Genomic DNA, 18,571 nt, shown 5'->3' with positions numbered 1-18,571 from the left:
ACTCATCGCAGCTGGTCGGTGGATGTGCCCCGTCGGCCACGGGGCACGGGTGGGTCCGTCAGTGCCAGGGCAGCTGCCCGCGCCGCTCCCAGTACGCGGCCGGCTCCTCGACGAGGGCCGCGAGCCGCTCCAGCTGGTCTTCGTCGAGGTCGACGACGGCGGCGTGCAGGTTGGAGGCGAGCTGATTGGTGGTCGCGGCGCCGGAGAGGACGATCCCGGCCCACGGCCGGCGCAGGATCAGGGCGAGGGCCACGGCGTCGCAGCCGAGGGAGGTCTCCGCGGCCACGGCCTTCAACACGTCCGGTGCATGGGGCTCCGCGAGCCGCCCGTTGGCCATGCCCTCCTTGACGATCACCGTGAGCCCGGCGTCATGGGCCTCGGCGAGGGCGGGGCCGGCCGAGGTCTCCAGGGCGTTGTAGGTCGACTGGACGGTACGGAAGAGGGGCTCGCCGTCGACGGTCACGGCGAGGGCGGCCCGGACCGCGTCGGCCTGGGCGGGGCCGCTGGTGGAGAAGCCGATGGTCATGCCCTCGGCGGCGGCCTGGGCGAGCCTGCTGTGGAGTTCCTTGTCGGTGAGAGCCGGGCTGTCGGGGGTCACCGAGTGGATCTGGTAGAGGTCGAGCCGGTCGCCGAGCAGTTCGTCGGTCTCGGCGCGCTGCCGCTCGTAGGTGGCGAGGCTGTGGTCCTTGACCTCGTGCTCCTCGGCGTCGGTGGACCAGCCGGCGGTGTAGGTGTAGCCCCATTTGCTGCCGACGACGATGTCGTCGATGTCGGGGCGGGCGTTCAGCCAGTCGGCGAGGAACTCCTCGGAGCGGCCGTAGGAACGGGCGACGTCGAAGTAGCGCACGCCCTGGGCGTAGGCGGCGTCGAGGAGTTCGTGGGTGCGGGTGCGCAGCGTCCCGACGCTGCGGTCCTCGCCCAGGTCGTGGTCCCGGCCGAGGTTGATGTAGCCGGGGCGGCCGACGGCGGCGAGACCGAGTCCGATGTGGCAGGTCGGGGTCGTTGCTGAGGCCAGTCGCGCGAAGGGCATCGCGGGCTCCGTTCGGTCGGCTCCGTTACGGCTTGCGACCAACGTAACCCGCGATGACCTTCGGCTCCCGCACTGGCCCGATTCCTGCTGGGCCGTCGCTCCTACTTGGCCGTCGCCCACTCGTGCTGGGCCGCCACGTTCTGCTTCAGCTCGGCCAGCTGGACCGCGACCGCGCTCGGGGCCGTACCGCCGCGGCCGTCGCGGGACGCCAGGGCGCCCGGGACGTTCAGGACGCTCCGCACCTCCGGCGTGAGGTGGGCGGAGATCTTCGCGAACTGCTCGTCCGTGAGGCCGTCCAGTTCCTTGCCCTCGGACTCGGCGACCTTGACGCACTCCCCCGCGACCTCGTGCGCCACGCGGAACGGCACGCCCTGCTTGACCAGCCACTCCGCGATGTCGGTGGCGAGGGAGAAGCCGGCCGGGGCCAGCTCCTCCATGCGCTCGCGGTTGACCGTGAGCGTGGCGATCATGCCGGTGAAGGCCGGGAGCAGCACCTCCAGCTGGTCGCAGGAGTCGAAGACCGGCTCCTTGTCCTCCTGGAGGTCGCGGTTGTAGGCCAGCGGCAGGGCCTTCAGGGTCGCCAGCAGACCCGTCAGGTTGCCGATCAGCCGACCGGACTTGCCGCGCGCCAGCTCCGCGATGTCCGGGTTCTTCTTCTGCGGCATGATCGACGAGCCCGTGGAGAACGCGTCGTGCAGCGTGACGAAGGAGAACTCCTTCGTGTTCCAGATGATGATCTCCTCGGAGATCCGGGAGAGGTTCACCCCGATCATCGCCGTGATGAAGGCGAACTCGGCGACGAAGTCACGGGAGGCCGTGCCGTCGATGGAGTTGCCGACACTGCCGTGCTCGAAGCCGAGGTCCTTGGCGACCGCCTCCGGGTCCAGGCCCAGGGAGGAGCCGGCGAGGGCACCGGAGCCGTACGGCGAGACCGCCGTGCGCTCGTCCCACTGGCGCAGCCGCTCGGCGTCCCGGGACAGGGACTGGACGTGCGCGAGGACGTGGTGGGCGAAGAGGACCGGCTGGGCGTGCTGGAGGTGGGTGCGGCCGGGCATGGCCACGTCCGGGTGGGCTTCGGCGAGGCCGATCAGGGCGTCCTGGAGGTCGGCGATCAGACCGCCGATCGTACGGGCGTGGTCCCTCAGGTACATCCGGAAGAGGGTCGCCACCTGGTCGTTCCGCGACCGCCCCGCGCGCAGCTTGCCGCCGAGGTCGGGGCCGAGGCGCTCCAGGAGGCCGCGCTCCAGCGCCGTGTGGACGTCCTCGTCGGCGATGGTGCCGACGAAGGAGCCGTCGGTCACGTCCGCTTCGAGCTGGTCGAGCCCGGCGAGCATCCGGGTCAGCTCGTCCTCCGTGAGGAGTCCCGCCTTGTGCAGCACGCGCGCGTGGGCACGCGAACCGGCGATGTCGTAGGGCGCGAGCCGCCAGTCGAAGTGGACGGAGGCGGACAGCTTGGCCAGGGCCTCGGCGGGACCGTCGGCGAAACGGCCGCCCCAGAGCCGTACGTCACCGCTGTTGCTGCTCACTTGCGTTGCTCCTAGAGAGAGACGGATGTGCCGCCGCCTCCCTGCCGACCGGCGGTCAGGGAGGCGGCAACGGCGTTACTGCTTACGCGAGGTCGCGTTGCTGCTCACGCGAGGTCGCGTCAGGCTACGCCTGCGATTGACGCTGCGCCGCGATCTTCGAGGACATGCTGTAGATGTCGATGAAGCCCTTGGCCGCGGCCTGGTCGAAGGTGTCGCCCGTGTCGTAGGTGGCGAGGTTGAAGTCGTACAGCGACGACTCGGAGCGCCGGCCGGTGACGACCGCGCGGCCGCCGTGCAGGGTCATCCGGATGTCGCCATTGACGTGCTGGTTGGCCTCGGCGATGAAGCCGTCGAGGGCGCGCTTGAGCGGGGAGAACCACTGACCGTCGTAGACCAGTTCGCCCCAGCGCTGCTCCACCTGCCGCTTGTAGCGGGCGAGTTCGCGCTCGACGGTGACGTTCTCCAGCTCCTGGTGGGCCGTGATGAGCGCGATCGCACCCGGGGCCTCGTACACCTCGCGGGACTTGATGCCCACGAGCCGGTCCTCGACCATGTCGATCCGGCCGATGCCCTGGGCGCCGGCGCGCTCGTTGAGCTGCTGGATCGCCTGGAGGACGGTGACGGCCTTGCCGTCGATGGCGACGGGGACGCCGTGCTCGAAGGTGATGATCACCTCGTCGGCCTCGCGGGGCTCGGCCGGGTTGGAGGTGTACTCGTAGATGTCCTCGATCGGGGCGTTCCAGATGTCCTCCAGGAAGCCCGTCTCGACCGCACGCCCGAAGACGTTCTGGTCGATGGAGTACGGGGACTTCTTGGTGGTGGCGATCGGGAGCTGCTTGGCCTCGCAGAAAGCGATCGCCTTGTCGCGGGTCATCGCGTAGTCGCGGACCGGGGCGATGCACTTGAGGTCGGGGGCGAGGGCGACGATGCCGGCTTCGAAGCGGACCTGGTCGTTGCCCTTGCCGGTGCAGCCGTGGGCGACCGTGGTGGCGCCGTGCTTCCGGGCGGCGGCGACGAGGTGCTTGACGATCGCCGGCCGGGACAGGGCGGAGACCAGCGGGTAGCGGTCCATGTAGAGGGCGTTGGCCTTGATCGCCGGGAGGCAGTACTCGTCGGCGAACTCGTCCTTGGCGTCCGCGACCTCGGCCTCCACGGCGCCGCACGCGAGGGCGCGCTTGCGGATGACGTCCAGGTCCTCGCCGCCCTGACCGACGTCGACCGCGACCGCGATGACCTCGGCGCCCGTCTCCTCGGCTATCCAGCCGATGGCGACGGAGGTGTCCAGACCGCCCGAGTAGGCGAGTACGACGCGCTCGGTCACTGGTGTCTCCTCACCGTGCATTGCTGACCTGCATGAGTATGCAGTGCTCTGCATGATTCGTCAATCCGCGAGCCCGTCGAGAGAGTTTCGAAGAGACGTTGAACAAACGAAACCGCTTTCTCGTACTCACCCCCGAACACCGGCGCCGCGTTCGCCAACCCACTCCTGACCCAAGTGAGGCATCCGCATGTCCAGGGCTCTTCCGAAGTACAACAAGCGTCGCGTGGCCGTCATCGGTGGCGCTGCCGCCGTGGCGCTGTCCGGCGCGGTCATCGCCGGCTCCGCCCTCGCCGGGACGCCCGCCAAGAGCAGCAGCGCCACGAACGCCCGCACCCTCGCGAGCCCCGGCACGATCAGCTGCCCGGACGTGGCCTCGAAGCTCCCGGCGATCCCCGCCTCCGCCAAGGCCGAGGTCGACCGCAACCTCGCCCTGCTCCGGACCCAGATCCAGGAAGCCGACAAGCGCCTGGTCGACACCGTGGGCCAGGGCGGCCCCAACTTCGTCAACAACGCCATCCTCGGCCCCCTCAAGGACAAGCGCGTCTCGACGATCGACCGCATCGCCATCGCCATCGGCCGTACGTCGGCCAAGCCGACGGGCCTCGACTCCCTGGCCGCCTGCACGCTCACCAAGTGAGGTGACAGGCTGCTGTGGCCGCCCCGCATTCCCGCCGGCCGGGGCGGCCACGGTGGACCGGTCGACCGCCGGATCGCAGGATCGCGGATCGCCGGATCGCCGGTCAGGGAAATCCTTAGACGGCCGAAAGGACTCGCCCGATAATCGTTGGCCATGGGAAAGACCTATGAGCGCATCGACGGCAGGCTCCGCACGTTCATCGAGGAACAGCCCCTCTTCTTCACCGCGACCGCGCCCCTGTCCGGCGACGGCACGGTCAACCTCTCCCCCAAGGGCCTCAAGGGCTCCTTCGCGGTGCTCGACGAGCACACCGTGGCGTATTTGGACTTCGCCGGATCCAACGCGGAGACCATCGCGCATCTGCGGGAGAACGGCCGGATCACGCTGATGTGGTGCGCCTTCCAGGGCCCGCCGAACATCGTGCGGGTGCACGGGCGGGGCGAGGCCGTCTTCCGTGACGACGCCCGGTTCGGGGAACTGCTCACCCACTTCCCCGGCATCGACCCCACCCCGCACGGCCTGCGCGCGATCATCGTCGTACACGCCGAACTGGTCCGGGACACCTGCGGATACGCGGTGCCCTTCATGACGTACGACGCGGACCGCGATCTGCACGGAAAGCGCTTCGCCCGCGAGGACGACGCATCGCTGAGCGACTACTTCCGGAAGAAGGAACACGTGGCGACTAGCCTGGATGGCCTACCAGGGCTGCCGCTGCCGCTCCCGCCCTCTACCGTCTGAGCCATGCGCCCCGGTGTCGTGGTCACCCTCGCCTCCCTGTCCCTCCTCACGCTCGGCTTCGCACCGGCCGGTGCGTCTGCCCCGCTGCCCGCCCGTATGGCGGACACCGGGGGCGGCACCCAGCTGATCACCGCTCAGGCGGCGGGCACCGCCTCGACGTCGGGCACGCTCATCTGGTGGGACCTGCGGGGCGGGCAGTGGGTGCAGGCCGGTTCGGCACCGGCCCGCTTCGGCGCGAGGGGGCTCGCCGAGGGGGCGTCGCGCAAGCAGGGCACGTACACGACGCCGACGGGGCTGTACGACCTGCCGTTCGCCTTCGGCATCAAGGCGGCCCCGGGCGGTACGTCCGTCACCTACCGTCCGGTGCACGAGAACTCGTGGTGGTGCCAGGACAACGCGTCGCGCTCGTACAACCGCTGGACCGAACCCCTCCCGGCAGACTGCCGCGCCTCCGAGTCCGAGCACCTCGTCTCGTACGCCGGTCAGTACGCCCACGCGCTCGTCATCGGCTTCAACTACGCGCACCCGGTGCGCGGGCGGGGAGCCGGGATCTTCCTGCACGTCAACGGGAGCGGGGCCACGGCGGGCTGTGTGTCGGTGCCGGCGGACGCGATGCAACGCATCCTGAAGTGGGCGGACCCGAAGGCGCGTCCGCACATCGCGATCGGAACGGCGGCCGGGACGACGGCGATCACCCGGTACTGAGCGCCACCGGCAGCCGTACCGAGAACGTCGTCGCCCCGGGGCGGCTCTCCAGGCCCACGCTCCCTCCGTGCGCCTCCACCACCGCCGCCACGATCGACAGACCCAGCCCGGCGCCGCCGCCCGAGGCGTCCGTGCGGCGGCGGTGCTCGGCCCGGGTGAAGCGCTCGAAGACGCCGGGCTGGACGTCCTCGGGGACGCCGGGGCCGTCGTCGTGGACCTTCAGGGTCGCCGTCCTGCTGCCGTCCGTGTCGCCCCCCGTGTCCAGGGACACCGTCACCTTCGTGCCAACAGGTGTGTGCAAACGCGCGTTGGCCAACAGGTTGGCCAACACCTGTTGGAGACGATGGGCGTCGCCCGTCACCGTCACCGGCTCCTCCGGCAGCTCCAGCGTCCAGCGGTGATCGGGGCCGGCCGCGCTGGCGTCCGTGACGGCGTCCAGGACCAGGTGGGTGAGGTCGACGGGGCGGCGCTCCAGGGGGCGGCCCGCGTCCAGGCGGGCGAGCAGCAGCAGGTCGTCGACCATCTCGCCCATCCGGGAGGACTCGGCGGCGATCCGCTCCAGCGCCCGGGTGACCTCCGGCGGGACGGGTCCGGGGTGGAGCAGGGCGAGCTCCGCGTGGCCGCGGACCGAGGCGACCGGGGTGCGCAGTTCATGGCTGGCGTCGGCGGCGAAGGTGCGCAGCCGCTCCTCACTGGCATGCCGCTTGGTCAGGGCGTCCTCGACATGGCCCAGCATGCGGTTGAAGGCGGCGGCGACCCGGCCCACCTCGCCGCGCGGGTCGGCCTCGGGGGCCCGGGGCGGCAGCACCACCTCGCCGCTGGCCAGCGGGAGTTCGCTGACCCGGGTGGCGGTCGCCGCGACCCGGCTGAGCGGACGCAGCGACCAGCGGACCCACAGCGCCCCGGTGACGCCCGCAACGGCCAGGGCCAGGCCGAAGACGATCGCGGCGACCAGTTCCAGCCGGTGCACGGTGGCCTCCACCGGCTCCAGCGGCAGGCCGACGATCAGCACATCGCGGTCGAGGCCCCGGGACGCCACGACCCGGTAGTCGTCCAGGGAGGAGAGGTGGACGGTGTGGGCCCTGCCGTCGACCGGTACCGCGGCCAGCCGCTGCTGGTCCACGTCGGTCAGGTCGACGTTCAGCTCCACGGCCAGGTTCCCGGAGCGGACCAGCCCCTTGTTGGTGACCGTGCCGTTCACCAGGCGGGCGCCGAAGGTGCCCGTGGCCTGTCTGCGGGTGTCGCCGTGCTCGTCCCCGTCGTGATCGTTCGGCAGCCGGCCGCTGTGCTCCAGACTCGCCGGGAACCGGGTGCCGACCTGGGCGAGCTGTTCGTCGAGGCGCTGCGTGAGGAAGCCGCTGAGCCCGAGCACCGCGGCGAGCCCGACGGCCGCGCAGCTCACCGCCAGCAGCACCACCAGGCCCACGGTGAGCCGGGCCCGCAGGGTACGCGGCCGGGGCAGGCGCCGTAGCCACCGAGGGAGTCTCACCTGCTCACCGGCTTCAGCACGTACCCGGCCCCGCGCACGGTGTGGATCATGGGCTCGCGGCCCGCGTCCACCTTCTTGCGCAGATACGAGATGTACAGCTCGACGACATGGGCGCGGCCGCCGAAGTCGTACGACCACACCCGGTCGAGGATCTGCGCCTTGCTGAGCACCCGGCGCGGATTGCGCATGAGGAACCGCAGGAGCTCGAACTCGGTCGGGGACAGTTCGATCAGTTCGCCGGCCCGGGTCACCTCACGGGCCTCCTCGTCCATGACCAGGTCGCCGACGGCCAGCCGCGGGCCCTCCTCCTGCTGCCGGGCCATGCCCGCCCGCCGCAGCAGTCCGCGCAGCCGCGCGACGACCTCCTCCAGGCTGAACGGCTTGGTGACATAGTCGTCGCCACCCGCGGTGATCCCCGCGATCCGGTCCTCGACCGCGTCCCGGGCGGTGAGGAAGAGCACACAGACGTCCGGCTTCACCTCGTGCAGCGAACGCAGCACGGCGAAGCCGTCGGTGTCGGGGAGCATCACGTCGAGAACCACTGCGTCGGGCAGCAGTTCGCGTGCCGCGGTCACCGCGCCGGCGCCGTCGCCGGCCGCGCGCACCTCCCAGCCCTCGTAGCGCAGGGCGCCGGTGAGCACCTCGGCGAGGTCCGGGTCGTCGTCGACGACGAGGACACGCAACGGGGTGCCGTCGGGCCGGGTGAGGGCGGGCCGGCCGGAGCGGGTCGTGTTCATCGCGTTCATCGCGTCTACAGCATCGCTCCTTCCGGCGGCCACGGGTGACCCCGGTGGCTCTGAGTTTCCTGTGAGTGGGCCCACAGGGCGCCGTCTCAGAGCTCCCTCAGAGGTTCACGCAGCACAGTGGCACGGCGGACGGGAGCATCCGGGAGAAAGGGCCCACACATGACCACCCTGTACGAGCGGCGGGCGGCGCCGGCCGTGACGCCGGTTCCCCGCAGCTCCCCCGCGGGCCCCCTGCTCGCCCTGCTGTGGGCCGGAGCGGCGGCCGTGGTGGCGCTGTGGTGGACGGACACCGGTTCGGTCGTCGGTACGGCCGGCTGGCTGACCGGCGGCGGGCGGATCGCCGGGCTGCTGTGCGGGTACTCCTGCGCGGTGCTCGTCGGGCTCATGGCCCGGGTGCCGCTCCTGGAGCGGCGGATCGGCTCGGACCGGGTGGCGCGCTGGCACGCGATGGCGGGCCGCTACACGGTCTGCCTGCTGGTCGCGCACATCGTGCTGATCCTCGCCGGGTACGCCGCCCAGGACGGCGCCTCGATCGTCCACGAGACGGTCACGGTGATCCTCGACTATCCGGAGATGCTCAAGGCCACCGCGGGCACGGTGATCCTCTTCGCCGTCGGTATCACCTCGGCGCGGGCGGTGCGCCGGCGGACCAGCCACGAGTTCTGGTACTACGTCCATCTGCTCACCTACGCCGCCGTCTTCCTGGCCTTCGGCCACCAGTTGGCGCTCGGCAACGACTTCAACGGGAAGCCGGTGGCCACGGCGGCCTGGTACGCCCTGTACCTGGGCGTCGCGGCCCTGGTGGTCTGGTTCCGGGTCCTTGTGCCGGTGCGGCTCAATCTGCGTCACCGGCTGCGGGTGGAGTCCGTGCACCGGGAGGCGCCGGGCGTGTACTCGGTCGTGGTGCGCGGGCGGCGGCTGGCGGAGCTGGGGGCGCGGCCGGGGCACTTCTTCCGCTGGCGCTTCTTCGGGCAGGGCATGGGCTGGACGTCGACGCCGTACTCGCTGTCGGCGCCGCCCCGCCCCGATCTGCTGCGCATCACGGTCAAGGCGCTCGGCGACCACAGCGCGGCGGTGTCCCTGCTGCGGCCTGGCACCCGGGTGTGGGCGGAGGGGCCGTACGGCTCCCTGACCGCTGACCGGCAGACCGCGCACAGGTCCCTGCTGATCGCGGGCGGCGTCGGGATCACCCCGCTGCGGGCGCTGTTCGAGACGCTGCCCGGCGAGGTGACACTGCTCTACCGGGCCCGCACGGCCGAGGACCTGGCCCTGGGCGGGGAGCTGGAGGCCATCGCGCGCTGGCGCGGGGCGAAGGTGCTGTACGCCCTCAACGGCGCGCACGGGGAGCGCCCGAGACTCACCGCCGACGCCCTGCGCGCGACCTTCCCCGACCTGTCCGGGCACGACGTGTACATCTGCGGTCCGCACGGCTTCGCCCAGGAGCTGTACCGGGCGCTGCGCGCCGCCGGTGTGCCGGACCGCCGTATCCACCACGAGTCGTTCGAGCTGTGAGGCCCCCGTGCACGCGTTGAAGAAGACCCGCCCCCTGCGCCGCATCGTGCTGGCGAGCGCCGCCACCGTCTCCGGGATGGTGCTGCTCCTGTCGCTGAAGCCGCACACGAGCCCGGCCCTGGCGGTGGGCACGCGGTCGCCCGTGCCGTCCAGCAGCGCGAGCGCGTCCGCCGGCGGGTCCGCCCGCGGGTCCGCCGGCGGATCCAGCAGCTCCAGCAAGTCGACCACCGGTACGAAGACGGTCACCGGCGACTCGGTCCAGACCCGCTGGGGCCCGGTCCAGGTGCGGGTCACGGTGAAGAACGGCAAGCTCACAAAAGTGACCGCCGTCACCTACCCGCAGGACAATCCGCGCGACCAGGAGATCAGCAGTTACGCCATCCCCCAGCTGCGGCGCGAGGCACTGGCCGCACAGAGCGCCGAGATAGACACGGTCTCCGGGGCGACGTACACGAGCGACGGCTACCGCCAGTCGCTCCAGTCCGCCTTGGACTCGGCCGGAGTCTGAACGCACAGGAGTCGAGGGACGTATCAGTGGGCCAAGGGTCAAGTCCCCACGGAGGAACCGTGACCACCACGCTCGCAGGCGGACGTGCCGCCCGCCGCCAGACGATGCGCCGCATCCGCCCGCGCCGCTCCCCGGCCGTCCCGCTGCTGATCGCCGTATGGGCGGGCGCAGCGGCCGTGCTGTGGCTGTGGTGGCACAACACGCCGTCCATCGCCGACAACAACGGCAAGATCCTGAACGCGGGCCGGATCACCGGTCTGCTCGCCGGCTACCTCATGGCGCTGGTCGTGCTGCAGATGGCCCGGGTGCCCGCCCTGGAGCGGCGCGTCGGCTCGGACCGGGTGGCCCGCTGGCACGCCATGAGCGGCCGCTACACGCTCTGTCTGGTCTTCGCGCACATCTTCCTGACCATGTGGGGCTATGCGCTCCAGGCGGGCAAGTCGCTGGGCGACATCGTCCAGCAGACCATCGACTCCATCACCCAGCTGCCGGACATGGGCAAGGCCGCCATCGGCACGGGTCTGTTCGTGGTCATCGGGCTGACCTCGATCGGTGTGGTCCGGCGCAGGCTGCCGTACGACGCCTGGTACCACGTGCACCTGTTCACCTACGCGGCGGTGTTCCTGACGTTCTGGCACCAGATCACCACCGGCAACGACTTCGCCCTGGAACCCGCCGCGAAGACGTTCTGGTACGGGCTGTACGGCTCGGTCACCGCGCTGGTGCTCTGGTACCGGATCCTCACCCCGATCCGGCTGAACCTGCGTCACCGCCTGCGCGTCGAGGCGGTCATCGAGGAGACGCCGGGCATCGTGTCGGTGCTCATCGGCGGCCGCAAGCTGCACCGGATGGGCGCGGAGGCCGGGCAGTTCTTCCGGTGGCGGTTCCTGGCGCCGGGCATGCGGTTCAGCTCGCACCCGTACTCGCTGTCGGCGGCGCCGCGTCCGGACATGCTGCGGATCACGGTGAAGGCGATCGGCGATCACAGCGCCCGGCTGCGCGAGCTGCGCCCCGGCACCAAGGTGTGGGCGGAGGGCCCGTACGGCGCCATGACGGCCTCCCGCCGCAGCCGCGGCAAGGTGCTGCTGGTCGCGGGCGGCGTCGGCATCACGCCGATGCGTGCCCTGTTCGAGACGCTGCCCGGCGCGGCCGGCGACCTGACCCTGCTCTACCGGGCCAACACCACCCAGGACCTGGCCCTGTGGGACGAGCTGGCGGTCATCGCCAATGAGCGCGGCGCCCGGCTGATGTACGCCGTGAACAGCCCGGAGGGCGAGCGGCCGGACATCTCCGCGGACAGCCTCCAGCGGAAGATCCCGGACATCGACCGGCACGACGTCTTCATGTGCGGCCCGCCCGGGTTCGCGCAGCAGGTGTACGAAGCACTGCGCGGCGCGGGGGTGCCCGCCCGCCGCATCCATCACGAGTCGTTCGAGATGTGAGCGACGGGAAACCACGGAACCTCCACGGGAACTCGACGGGAAATCAGGAGCTCAGAAGAGATGCGGAAGAGCCACCCCATTCGGCGCGTCGTGCTGGCCACCGCGGCCACCGTCTCCGGTGTCGTACTGCTGCTGTCGCTGAAGCCGTCGACGGACCCCGCCTCGGCGTCGGCGGCGGGTGCGGCGTCGCAGCAGACGGCGGCCGGGCAGGAGTCGCCCCAGGGCGGGGCACAGGCGGCCGGGACGGGCACGGTGACCGGTGACGCGGCCCAGACCCAGTACGGGGTCGTGCAGGTACGGCTGACCGTCGCCAACGGCAAGATCACCAAGGCCGAGGCGGTGCAGGCGCCGAAGGGCGGCACGAGCGACCAGAAGACCGCGCTGTCCGTGCCCAAGCTCAACCAGGAGGCGGTCGCGGCCGGGAACGCGAACATCGACTCCGTCTCCGGCGCCACCTACACGAGCACCGGCTACAAGCAGTCGTTGCAGTCGGCGCTGGACAAGATGAAGGCGGCGGCCGGCTCGTCGGGGTCGTCCGGCACAGCCGGCTCCGGTTCGTCCGCCGGCTCCGGTTCGTCCGCCGGCTCCGGTGGTGCCACGCAGGCCACGAAGACCGTGACCGGGCAGGTCGCGCAGACCCAGTACGGGCCGGTCCAGGTCCGTATCACCGTCGCCAACGGCAAGATCACCAAGGCGGAGGCGGTGCAGGCGCCCAAGGGCGGCACGAGCGACCAGAAGACCGCGCTGTCCGTGCCCAAGCTCAACCAGGAGGCGGTCGCGGCCGGGAACGCGAACATCGACTCCGTCTCCGGCGCCACCTACACGAGCACCGGCTACAAGCAGTCGCTGCAGTCCGCGCTGGACCAGGCCGGTGGCTGAGGCCGTGGCCGAGTCAGAAGCTCCCGCCGCGGTGCGTCGGGCGGAGGAGGTCATGGGGACTGTCTTCTCCTTCGACGTCCGCGGCGGGGAACCGCATGCCGTACAGGCGGCCCTCGACGAGGCGGTCGCCCAGCTGCACCGGGTCGACGAGGTGTTCAGCACCTACCGCGAGGACAGTCAGGTGTCCCGGCTGGCCCGCGGCGAGCTGACCGTGGCCGCATGCGATCCCGAGGTCGCGGAGGTGCTGGAACTGGGCGCCGAGGCGGAGCGGCTGAGCGACGGCTGGTTCAGCATGCGCTACCGGGGCCGGTTCGATCCGACCGGGATCGTCAAGGGCTGGGCCGCGGAGCGCTGCGCGCGGCGGATCGCGGAGACGGCCGGGGTGAGCGGCGTGAGCGTGAACGGCGGCGGGGACGTCCAGATGTTCGGCGCGCCGGAGCCGCAGCGGCCGTGGCGGGTGGGGGTGTCGGATCCCCTGCGGCCCGGTGGGCTGGCGGCGGTGATCTCGTCCGCCGGGGTGTCCGAGCTGGCGGTCGCCACGTCCGGTACGGCGGAACGCGGGGCGCACATCGTGGATCCGCGGACGGGGAAGTCGGCGGTCACGGATCTGGTCGCGGTCACGGTTGTCGGCCCGAGCCTGACATGGGTGGACTGCTGGGCCACCGCGGCGTTCGCGATGGGTTCGCGGGAGGGCCTGGCGTGGCTGGAGTCCCTCCCCGACGTGGAGGCCCTCCTGATCACAGCGGGCGACGAGGTGCGCTGCACAGGGGGCTTGGCCGCTCGACTTGGCTGAGTGGACTTACCTCAGGGGCGCGGGGAACTGCGCGACCAGCCACGAACCACCCGCGGCTGCTGGACGGCAGTTCCCCCAACGCCGCTAGTGGCCGTTCTGAGCCAACCGCAGCAGATGTTCGGCCAGCGCCTGCCCCCCGGAAGGGTCCCGGGAAATCAACAGCAACGTGTCGTCACCGGCGATCGTCCCCAGGATGTCGTGCAGCTCGGCCTGATCGATGGCCGAGGCAAGGAACTGCGCAGCCCCCGGAGGGGTCCGCAGGACCACAAGGTTGGCGGAGGCCTCCGCCGAGATCAGCAGCTCCTGGGAGAGCCGCCGCATCCGCTCCTCCTTCGCCGACTCCCCCAGCGGGGCACGCGGCGTGCGGAAGCCGCCCTCGCTCGGGACCGCGTAGATCAGCTCACCGTCGGTGTTGCGGATCTTCACCGCGTTCAGCTCGTCCAGATCCCGGGAGAGCGTCGCCTGGGTGACGGTCAGCCCGTCATCGGCGAGGAGCTTCGCCAACTGGCTCTGGGATCGCACCGGTTGCCGGTTGAGGATGTCCACGATCCGGCGGTGGCGTGCGGTGCGGGTCTGCGGCACGGCAGGCCCCGCGGTCTGCTCGTGGTCCTGCGCCTGGCTCATCGTCGTCTCATTCCCCGGCTCGTCCGTCCCCGTTCGCTGCTTCGAGGATGCCGGGCAGCGCCCGGAGAAGGGCGTCCGTCTCGTCGTCGCCGATGTTCAGCGGTGGCATCATCCGTACGACGTCGGGGGCGGGCGCGTTCACCAGGAATCCGGCCTCCTGAGCCGCGTGCTGCACCTGCGGCGCGAGCGGCTCGGTGAGCACGATACCCAGGAGCAGGCCCGCGCCCCTGACATGGTCGATCAACGGGTTGCCGAGTGACTCGATTCCGTCCCGCAGCGTCTCGCCCTGCCGCTTGACGTTCTCCAGCAGTCCCTCGTTCGCGATGGTGTCGAGGACGGCGAGTCCGGCGGCGCAGGCGACCGGGTTGCCACCGAAGGTCGTGCCGTGGTGGCCGGGCCGAAGCAGCTCGGCGGCCCGGCCGAAGGCGACGGTGGCGCCGAGCGGCAGCCCGCCGCCCAGGCCCTTGGCCAGGGTCACGACGTCCGGCAGGACGCCCTCGTGCGCCTGGTACTCGAACCAGTTGCCGGTCCGCCCGATGCCGGTCTGCACCTCGTCGAGGACGAGCAGGGACCCGGTGGCCGCCGTGATGGCGCGGGCCGCCTTCAGATAGCCGGCCGGGGGCACCACGACCCCGTTCTCGCCCTGGATGGGCTCGATGACGACGAGGGCGGTCTCCTCGGTCACCGCGGCCGCCAGCGCCTGCGCGTCGCCGTAGGGGACGTGGGTGACGTCGCCGGGCAGCGGCAGGAACGGCTCCTGTTTGCCGGGCTGGCCGGTGAGCGCGAGGGCGCCCATCGTACGGCCGTGGAAGCCGCCCTGGGTGGCGACCATGTGGGTGCGCCCGGTCAGCCGGCCGATCTTGAAGGCGCCTTCGTTGGCCTCGGCGCCGGAGTTGCAGAAGAAGACCTTGCCGTCGCGGCCGAAGTGCTCCAGGAGGCGTTCCGCGAGGGCGACGGGCGGTTCGGCGATGAAGAGGTTGGAGACATGGCCGAGGGAGGCGATCTGCCTGCTGACGGCCTCGACTACGGCCGGGTGGGCGTGGCCGAGCGCGTTGACCGCGATGCCGCCGACGAAGTCGAGGTACTCCTTGCCGTCGGCGTCCCACAGCTTCGCGCCCGCGCCGCGCACGAGAGGCAGCCGAGGAGTGCCGTAGTTGTTCATGAGCGCGCCCTGCCACCGCGCGGTCAGTTCCTGGTTGCTCATGATTCCCCCTGTTCGTCCGGCTTCTCGTCGGGCACGACCATCGTGCCGATGCCCTCGTCGGTGAAGATCTCCAGCAGGATCGAGTGCTGGACCCGGCCGTCGATGACGCGGGCGGTGTTCACGCCGTTGCGTACGGCGTGCAGACAGCCCTCCATCTTCGGCACCATGCCGGAGGACAGCTCCGGCAGGAGCTTCTCCAGCTGGGCGGCGGTGAGGCGGCTGATCACCTCGTCGGAGTTCGGCCAGTCCTCGTAGAGGCCCTCGACGTCGGTGAGGACCATGAGGGTCTCGGCACCCAGTGCCGCAGCCAGTGCCGCAGCCGCCGTATCAGCATTGACGTTGTAGACATGTCCGTCGTCCTGACTGCGGGCGATGGAGGAGACGACCGGGATACGGCCGTCGGCGAGCAGGGCCTCGAGCGCGCCCGTGTCGATCTCGGTGATCTCGCCCACCCGCCCGATGTCGACCAGTTCGCCCTCGATCTCGGGCTGGTGCTTGGTGGCGGTGATGGTGTGCGCGTCCTCGCCGGTGAGGCCGACGGCCAGCGGACCGTGCTGGTTGAGCAGCCCGACCAGCTCGCGCTGCACCTGCCCGGCCAGCACCATCCGTACGACGTCCATGGCGTCCTCGGTGGTGACCCTGAGACCCGCCTTGAACTCGCTGACGATGCCGTGTCTGTCGAGCGCCCGGCTGATCTGCGGGCCGCCGCCGTGCACGACGACCGGTCTGAGGCCGGCGTGGTGCAGGAACACCACGTCCTGCGCGAACGCGGCCTTCAGCTCCTCGTCGACCATGGCGTTGCCGCCGAACTTGATCACGACGGTCTTGCCGTTGTGCCGGACCAGCCAGGGCAGCGCCTCGATGAGGGTCTGCGCCTTGGGCAGGGCGGTGTGCTTGCGAGTCGAGGACTTTCGCTCTTCTGAGTGATTGACCGTCATAGCCGACTTTCGGAAAGATCTCGGATCAGCCGCCGGGCGGGCGGTGTTGGCCTGCGGAGGCGGCGTGAGACTCATCTCGGACACGTCCGGGGCGAGCGGCCGCTTGCGAAACAGGAACCCTCGTCAGCGACGACGAGGACCCGCGACAACCAAGCGGGCACGTCAAGACGAGTAGGCGCTGTTCTCGTGGACGTAGTCGGCCGTGAGGTCGTTGGTCCAGATGGTCGCAGACTCATTGCCTGCCGCGAGGTCCGCCACGATGTGGACCTCGCGGTAGCGCATGTCGACCAGCTCGCGGTCCTCGCCGACGCCGCCGTTCTTGCACACCCAGACGCCGTTGATGGCGACGTTGAGCTGGTCCGGCTCGAAGGCGGCCTGCGTGGTGCCGATGGCGGACAGGACGCGGCCCCAGTTGGGGTCCTCGCCGTGGATGGCGCACTTGAGGAGGTTGTTGCGGGCGATGGAGCGGCCCACCTCGACGGCGTCGTCCTCGCTCGCGGCGTTGATCACCTCCACCTTGATGTCCTTGCTGGCGCCCTCGGCGTCCCGGATGAGCTGCTGGCCGAGGTCGTCGCACACGGCCCGTACGGCCTGTGCGAACTCCTCGTACCCGGGTGTGACCCCGGCCGCGCCCGAGGCGAGCAGCAGCACGGTGTCGTTGGTGGACATGCAGCCGTCGGAGTCGACCCGGTCGAAGGTGACCTTGGTCGCGGCCCGCAGCGCCTTGTCCAGGACCTCGCTGTCGAGGTCGGCGTCGGTGGTGAGGACGACCAGCATGGTGGCGAGGCCCGGCGCGAGCATGCCCGCGCCCTTGGCCATGCCGCCGACGGTCCAGCCGTCCCTGGTCACGACCGAGGTCTTGTGGACGGTGTCGGTGGTCTTGATGGCGATGGCGGCCTTCTCGCCGCCGTGCTCGCTCAGGGCCGCCGCGGCCGTCTCGACGCCCGGGAGCAGCTTGTCCATCGGGAGCAGGACGCCGATGAGGCCGGTGGAGCAGACGGCGACCTCGATGGGGCCGCGCCCGAGCACCTCGGCGGCCTTCTCGGCGGTCGCGTGGGTGTCCTGGAAGCCCTTCGGCCCCGTACAGGCGTTGGCGCCGCCGGAGTTGAGGACGACGGCGGAGACCTGGCCGCTCTTCAGCACCTGCTCGGACCACAGCACCGGCGCGGCCTTCACACGGTTGGAGGTGAAGACACCGGCGGCGGCGCGGCGGGGCCCGTTGTTGACCACGAGGGCCAGGTCCGGGTTGCCGTTCTCCTTGATCCCGGCGGCGATGCCCGCCGCCGTGAATCCCTTGGCTGCCGTGACGCTCACGGTGCGACTCCGATCGTGGAAAGCCCGGTGGTCTCGTCGAGTCCGAGGGCGATGTTCAGGCTCTGGACGGCACCGCCGGCGGTGCCCTTGGTCAGGTTGTCGATGGCGCTGATCGCGATGATGCGGCCCGCGGCCTCGTCGTGTGCGACCTGCACCTGAACGGCGTTGGAACCGTGGACGGACGCCGTGGCGGGCCACTGGCCCTCGGGCAGCAGGTGGACGAAGGGCTCGTCGGCGAAGGCCTTCTCGTAGGCGGCGCGGACGACCTCCGCGGTGACACCGGCCCGGGCCTTCGCGCTGCACGTGGCGAGGATGCCCCGGGACATCGGCGCGAGGGTGGGCGTGAAGGAGACGGAGACCTTCTCCCCGGCGGCCGTGCTCAGGTTCTGGATCATCTCGGGGGTGTGCCGGTGCCCTCCCCCGACGCCGTACGGCGACATCGAACCCATGACCTCGCTGCCCAGCAGGTGCGGCTTGGGCGCCTTGCCCGCGCCGGAGGTGCCGGAGGCGGCCACCACCACGGCCTCGGGCTCGGCGAGCCCCGCCGCATAGGCCGGGAAGAGGGCGAGGGAGACGGCGGTGGGGTAGCAACCGGGCACCGCGATGCGCTTGGACCCCTCCAGCGCAGCGCGGCCACCCGGAAGTTCGGGGAGGCCATAGGGCCAGGTCCCGGCGTGGGGGGAGCCGTAGAACCGCTCCCAGTCCGCGGCGTCCTTGAGCCGGAAGTCGGCGCCCATGTCGATGACGATCACATCCGGGCCGAGCTGCTCGGCGACGGCGGCGGACTGCCCGTGGGGCAGGGCGAGGAAGACGACGTCATGTCCGGCGAGGGCTTCGGGGGTGGTCTGTGCCAGCACGCGGTCGGCCAGCGGAAGGAGGTGCGGCTGCAGGGTGCCGAGCCGCTGACCCGCGTTGGAGTTGCCGGTCAGGGCCCCGATCTCGACCTCGGGGTGCGCGAGGAGCAGCCGCAGGACCTCTCCGCCCGCGTACCCGCTCGCTCCGGCCACCGCCGCTCGTACCGCCATGTCACCCTCCTCTGAATGGCATGACTATACGTTTCGCTGCACGTTTATGCAATCCTGAGATCAGGCCCGAGATCACGAAGACCGCCGGAACAAGGAGGCCGCCACCCCCTCGCCGGAGGTTGCGGTCGGCACCGCAG

The 18,571-nt window shown here is 71.1% G+C and carries 17 protein-coding genes and 1 pseudogene; 8 read left to right on the top strand and 10 right to left on the bottom strand.

Annotation, left to right across the window (positions count from 1 at the left end):
• Window positions 1-58 precede the first annotated feature (58 nt).
• The 3 genes from ACFY1J_RS19115 to ACFY1J_RS19105 all read right to left on the bottom strand — a co-directional run bounded on the left by ACFY1J_RS19115 (window position 59) and on the right by ACFY1J_RS19105 (window position 3,877).
• Window positions 59-1,030, bottom strand: coding sequence for an aldo/keto reductase (locus tag ACFY1J_RS19115; protein WP_390710909.1), 972 nt, complete (start codon window positions 1,028-1,030; stop codon window positions 59-61).
• Window positions 1,031-1,131: 101 nt separating this feature from the next.
• Window positions 1,132-2,556 (bottom strand): argininosuccinate lyase, encoded by a 1,425-nt coding sequence (gene argH, locus ACFY1J_RS19110; RefSeq protein WP_390710910.1) that lies wholly within the window; start codon window positions 2,554-2,556, stop codon window positions 1,132-1,134.
• Window positions 2,557-2,680: 124 nt separating this feature from the next.
• On the bottom strand, window positions 2,681-3,877 hold the full coding sequence (locus tag ACFY1J_RS19105) for an argininosuccinate synthase (RefSeq protein WP_390710911.1): 1,197 nt from the start codon (window positions 3,875-3,877) through the stop codon (window positions 2,681-2,683).
• 187 nt (window positions 3,878-4,064) lie between these two features.
• Between ACFY1J_RS19105 and ACFY1J_RS19100 the strand changes: the two are divergent.
• The 3 genes and pseudogenes from ACFY1J_RS19100 to ACFY1J_RS19090 form a co-directional block, all read left to right on the top strand.
• Window positions 4,065-4,505 (top strand): annotated as a pseudogene (locus tag ACFY1J_RS19100) (hypothetical protein); the annotation flags it as partial.
• A gap of 162 nt (window positions 4,506-4,667) precedes the next feature.
• The gene (locus ACFY1J_RS19095) at window positions 4,668-5,255 is read left to right on the top strand and encodes a pyridoxamine 5'-phosphate oxidase family protein (RefSeq protein ID WP_390710912.1); all 588 of its coding nucleotides are present in this window, start codon (window positions 4,668-4,670) and stop codon (window positions 5,253-5,255) included.
• Between the two features lie 3 nt (window positions 5,256-5,258).
• The gene (locus tag ACFY1J_RS19090; RefSeq protein WP_390710913.1) at window positions 5,259-5,960 is read left to right on the top strand and encodes a L,D-transpeptidase; all 702 of its coding nucleotides are present in this window, start codon (window positions 5,259-5,261) and stop codon (window positions 5,958-5,960) included.
• On the opposite strand, the gene ACFY1J_RS19085 is transcribed toward ACFY1J_RS19090, so the two are convergent.
• Both ACFY1J_RS19085 and ACFY1J_RS19080 read right to left on the bottom strand, forming a co-directional pair.
• Window positions 5,947-7,449 carry a sensor histidine kinase gene (locus ACFY1J_RS19085; RefSeq protein WP_390710914.1) on the bottom strand — a complete coding sequence of 501 codons (1,503 nt, stop codon included), beginning with the start codon at window positions 7,447-7,449 and terminating at the stop codon, window positions 5,947-5,949. The genes ACFY1J_RS19090 and ACFY1J_RS19085 overlap by 14 nt on opposite strands.
• Window positions 7,446-8,186 (bottom strand): response regulator transcription factor, encoded by a 741-nt coding sequence (locus ACFY1J_RS19080; RefSeq protein WP_390711031.1) that lies wholly within the window; start codon window positions 8,184-8,186, stop codon window positions 7,446-7,448. The genes ACFY1J_RS19085 and ACFY1J_RS19080 overlap by 4 nt, the downstream gene beginning before the upstream one ends.
• A gap of 168 nt (window positions 8,187-8,354) precedes the next feature.
• Here ACFY1J_RS19080 and ACFY1J_RS19075 point away from each other — a divergent pair, with 168 nt between their 5' ends.
• From ACFY1J_RS19075 to ACFY1J_RS19055, 5 genes are read left to right on the top strand one after another with little or no spacing between them, the layout of a single operon-like run.
• Window positions 8,355-9,707: a ferric reductase-like transmembrane domain-containing protein gene (locus tag ACFY1J_RS19075; RefSeq protein ID WP_390731554.1), complete on the top strand. Its 1,353-nt coding sequence runs from the start codon at window positions 8,355-8,357 to the stop codon at window positions 9,705-9,707.
• Window positions 9,708-9,714: 7 nt separating this feature from the next.
• Window positions 9,715-10,215: an FMN-binding protein gene (locus ACFY1J_RS19070; RefSeq protein WP_390731553.1), complete on the top strand. Its 501-nt coding sequence runs from the start codon at window positions 9,715-9,717 to the stop codon at window positions 10,213-10,215.
• 59 nt (window positions 10,216-10,274) lie between these two features.
• Entirely contained in the window at window positions 10,275-11,657 is a 1,383-nt protein-coding gene (locus tag ACFY1J_RS19065) for a ferric reductase-like transmembrane domain-containing protein (RefSeq protein ID WP_390710917.1), read from the top strand.
• Between the two features lie 60 nt (window positions 11,658-11,717).
• On the top strand, window positions 11,718-12,536 hold the full coding sequence (locus ACFY1J_RS19060; protein ID WP_390731552.1) for an FMN-binding protein: 819 nt from the start codon (window positions 11,718-11,720) through the stop codon (window positions 12,534-12,536).
• Window positions 12,537-12,588: 52 nt separating this feature from the next.
• A complete protein-coding gene (locus ACFY1J_RS19055) occupies window positions 12,589-13,329 on the top strand; it encodes an FAD:protein FMN transferase (protein ID WP_390710919.1) in 741 nt (246 codons plus the stop codon).
• Window positions 13,330-13,413: 84 nt separating this feature from the next.
• Here ACFY1J_RS19055 and ACFY1J_RS19050 read toward each other — a convergent pair whose 3' ends face one another.
• The 5 genes from ACFY1J_RS19050 to argC form a co-directional block, all read right to left on the bottom strand.
• Window positions 13,414-13,953 carry an arginine repressor gene (locus ACFY1J_RS19050; RefSeq protein WP_363296751.1) on the bottom strand — a complete coding sequence of 180 codons (540 nt, stop codon included), beginning with the start codon at window positions 13,951-13,953 and terminating at the stop codon, window positions 13,414-13,416.
• Between the two features lie 7 nt (window positions 13,954-13,960).
• The gene (locus tag ACFY1J_RS19045) at window positions 13,961-15,157 is read right to left on the bottom strand and encodes an acetylornithine transaminase (RefSeq protein WP_390731551.1); all 1,197 of its coding nucleotides are present in this window, start codon (window positions 15,155-15,157) and stop codon (window positions 13,961-13,963) included.
• On the bottom strand, window positions 15,154-16,095 hold the full coding sequence (gene argB / locus ACFY1J_RS19040; protein WP_390710921.1) for an acetylglutamate kinase: 942 nt from the start codon (window positions 16,093-16,095) through the stop codon (window positions 15,154-15,156). The genes ACFY1J_RS19045 and argB overlap by 4 nt, the downstream gene beginning before the upstream one ends.
• 162 nt (window positions 16,096-16,257) lie before the next feature.
• Window positions 16,258-17,409 carry a bifunctional glutamate N-acetyltransferase/amino-acid acetyltransferase ArgJ gene (gene argJ, locus ACFY1J_RS19035; protein WP_390710922.1) on the bottom strand — a complete coding sequence of 384 codons (1,152 nt, stop codon included), beginning with the start codon at window positions 17,407-17,409 and terminating at the stop codon, window positions 16,258-16,260.
• Complete coding sequence (argC, locus tag ACFY1J_RS19030; RefSeq protein WP_390710923.1) at window positions 17,406-18,434, bottom strand: N-acetyl-gamma-glutamyl-phosphate reductase; 1,029 nt, start codon at window positions 18,432-18,434, stop codon at window positions 17,406-17,408. The genes argJ and argC overlap by 4 nt, the downstream gene beginning before the upstream one ends.
• Window positions 18,435-18,571 lie beyond the last annotated feature (137 nt).

Source organism: Streptomyces sp. NPDC001406 (assembly GCF_042895285.1).
Taxonomy (GTDB): Bacteria; Actinomycetota; Actinomycetes; order Streptomycetales; family Streptomycetaceae; genus Streptomyces.
Note: the sequence above shows the minus strand (reverse complement) of the source record. Positions and strands in the feature narration are given on the sequence as shown.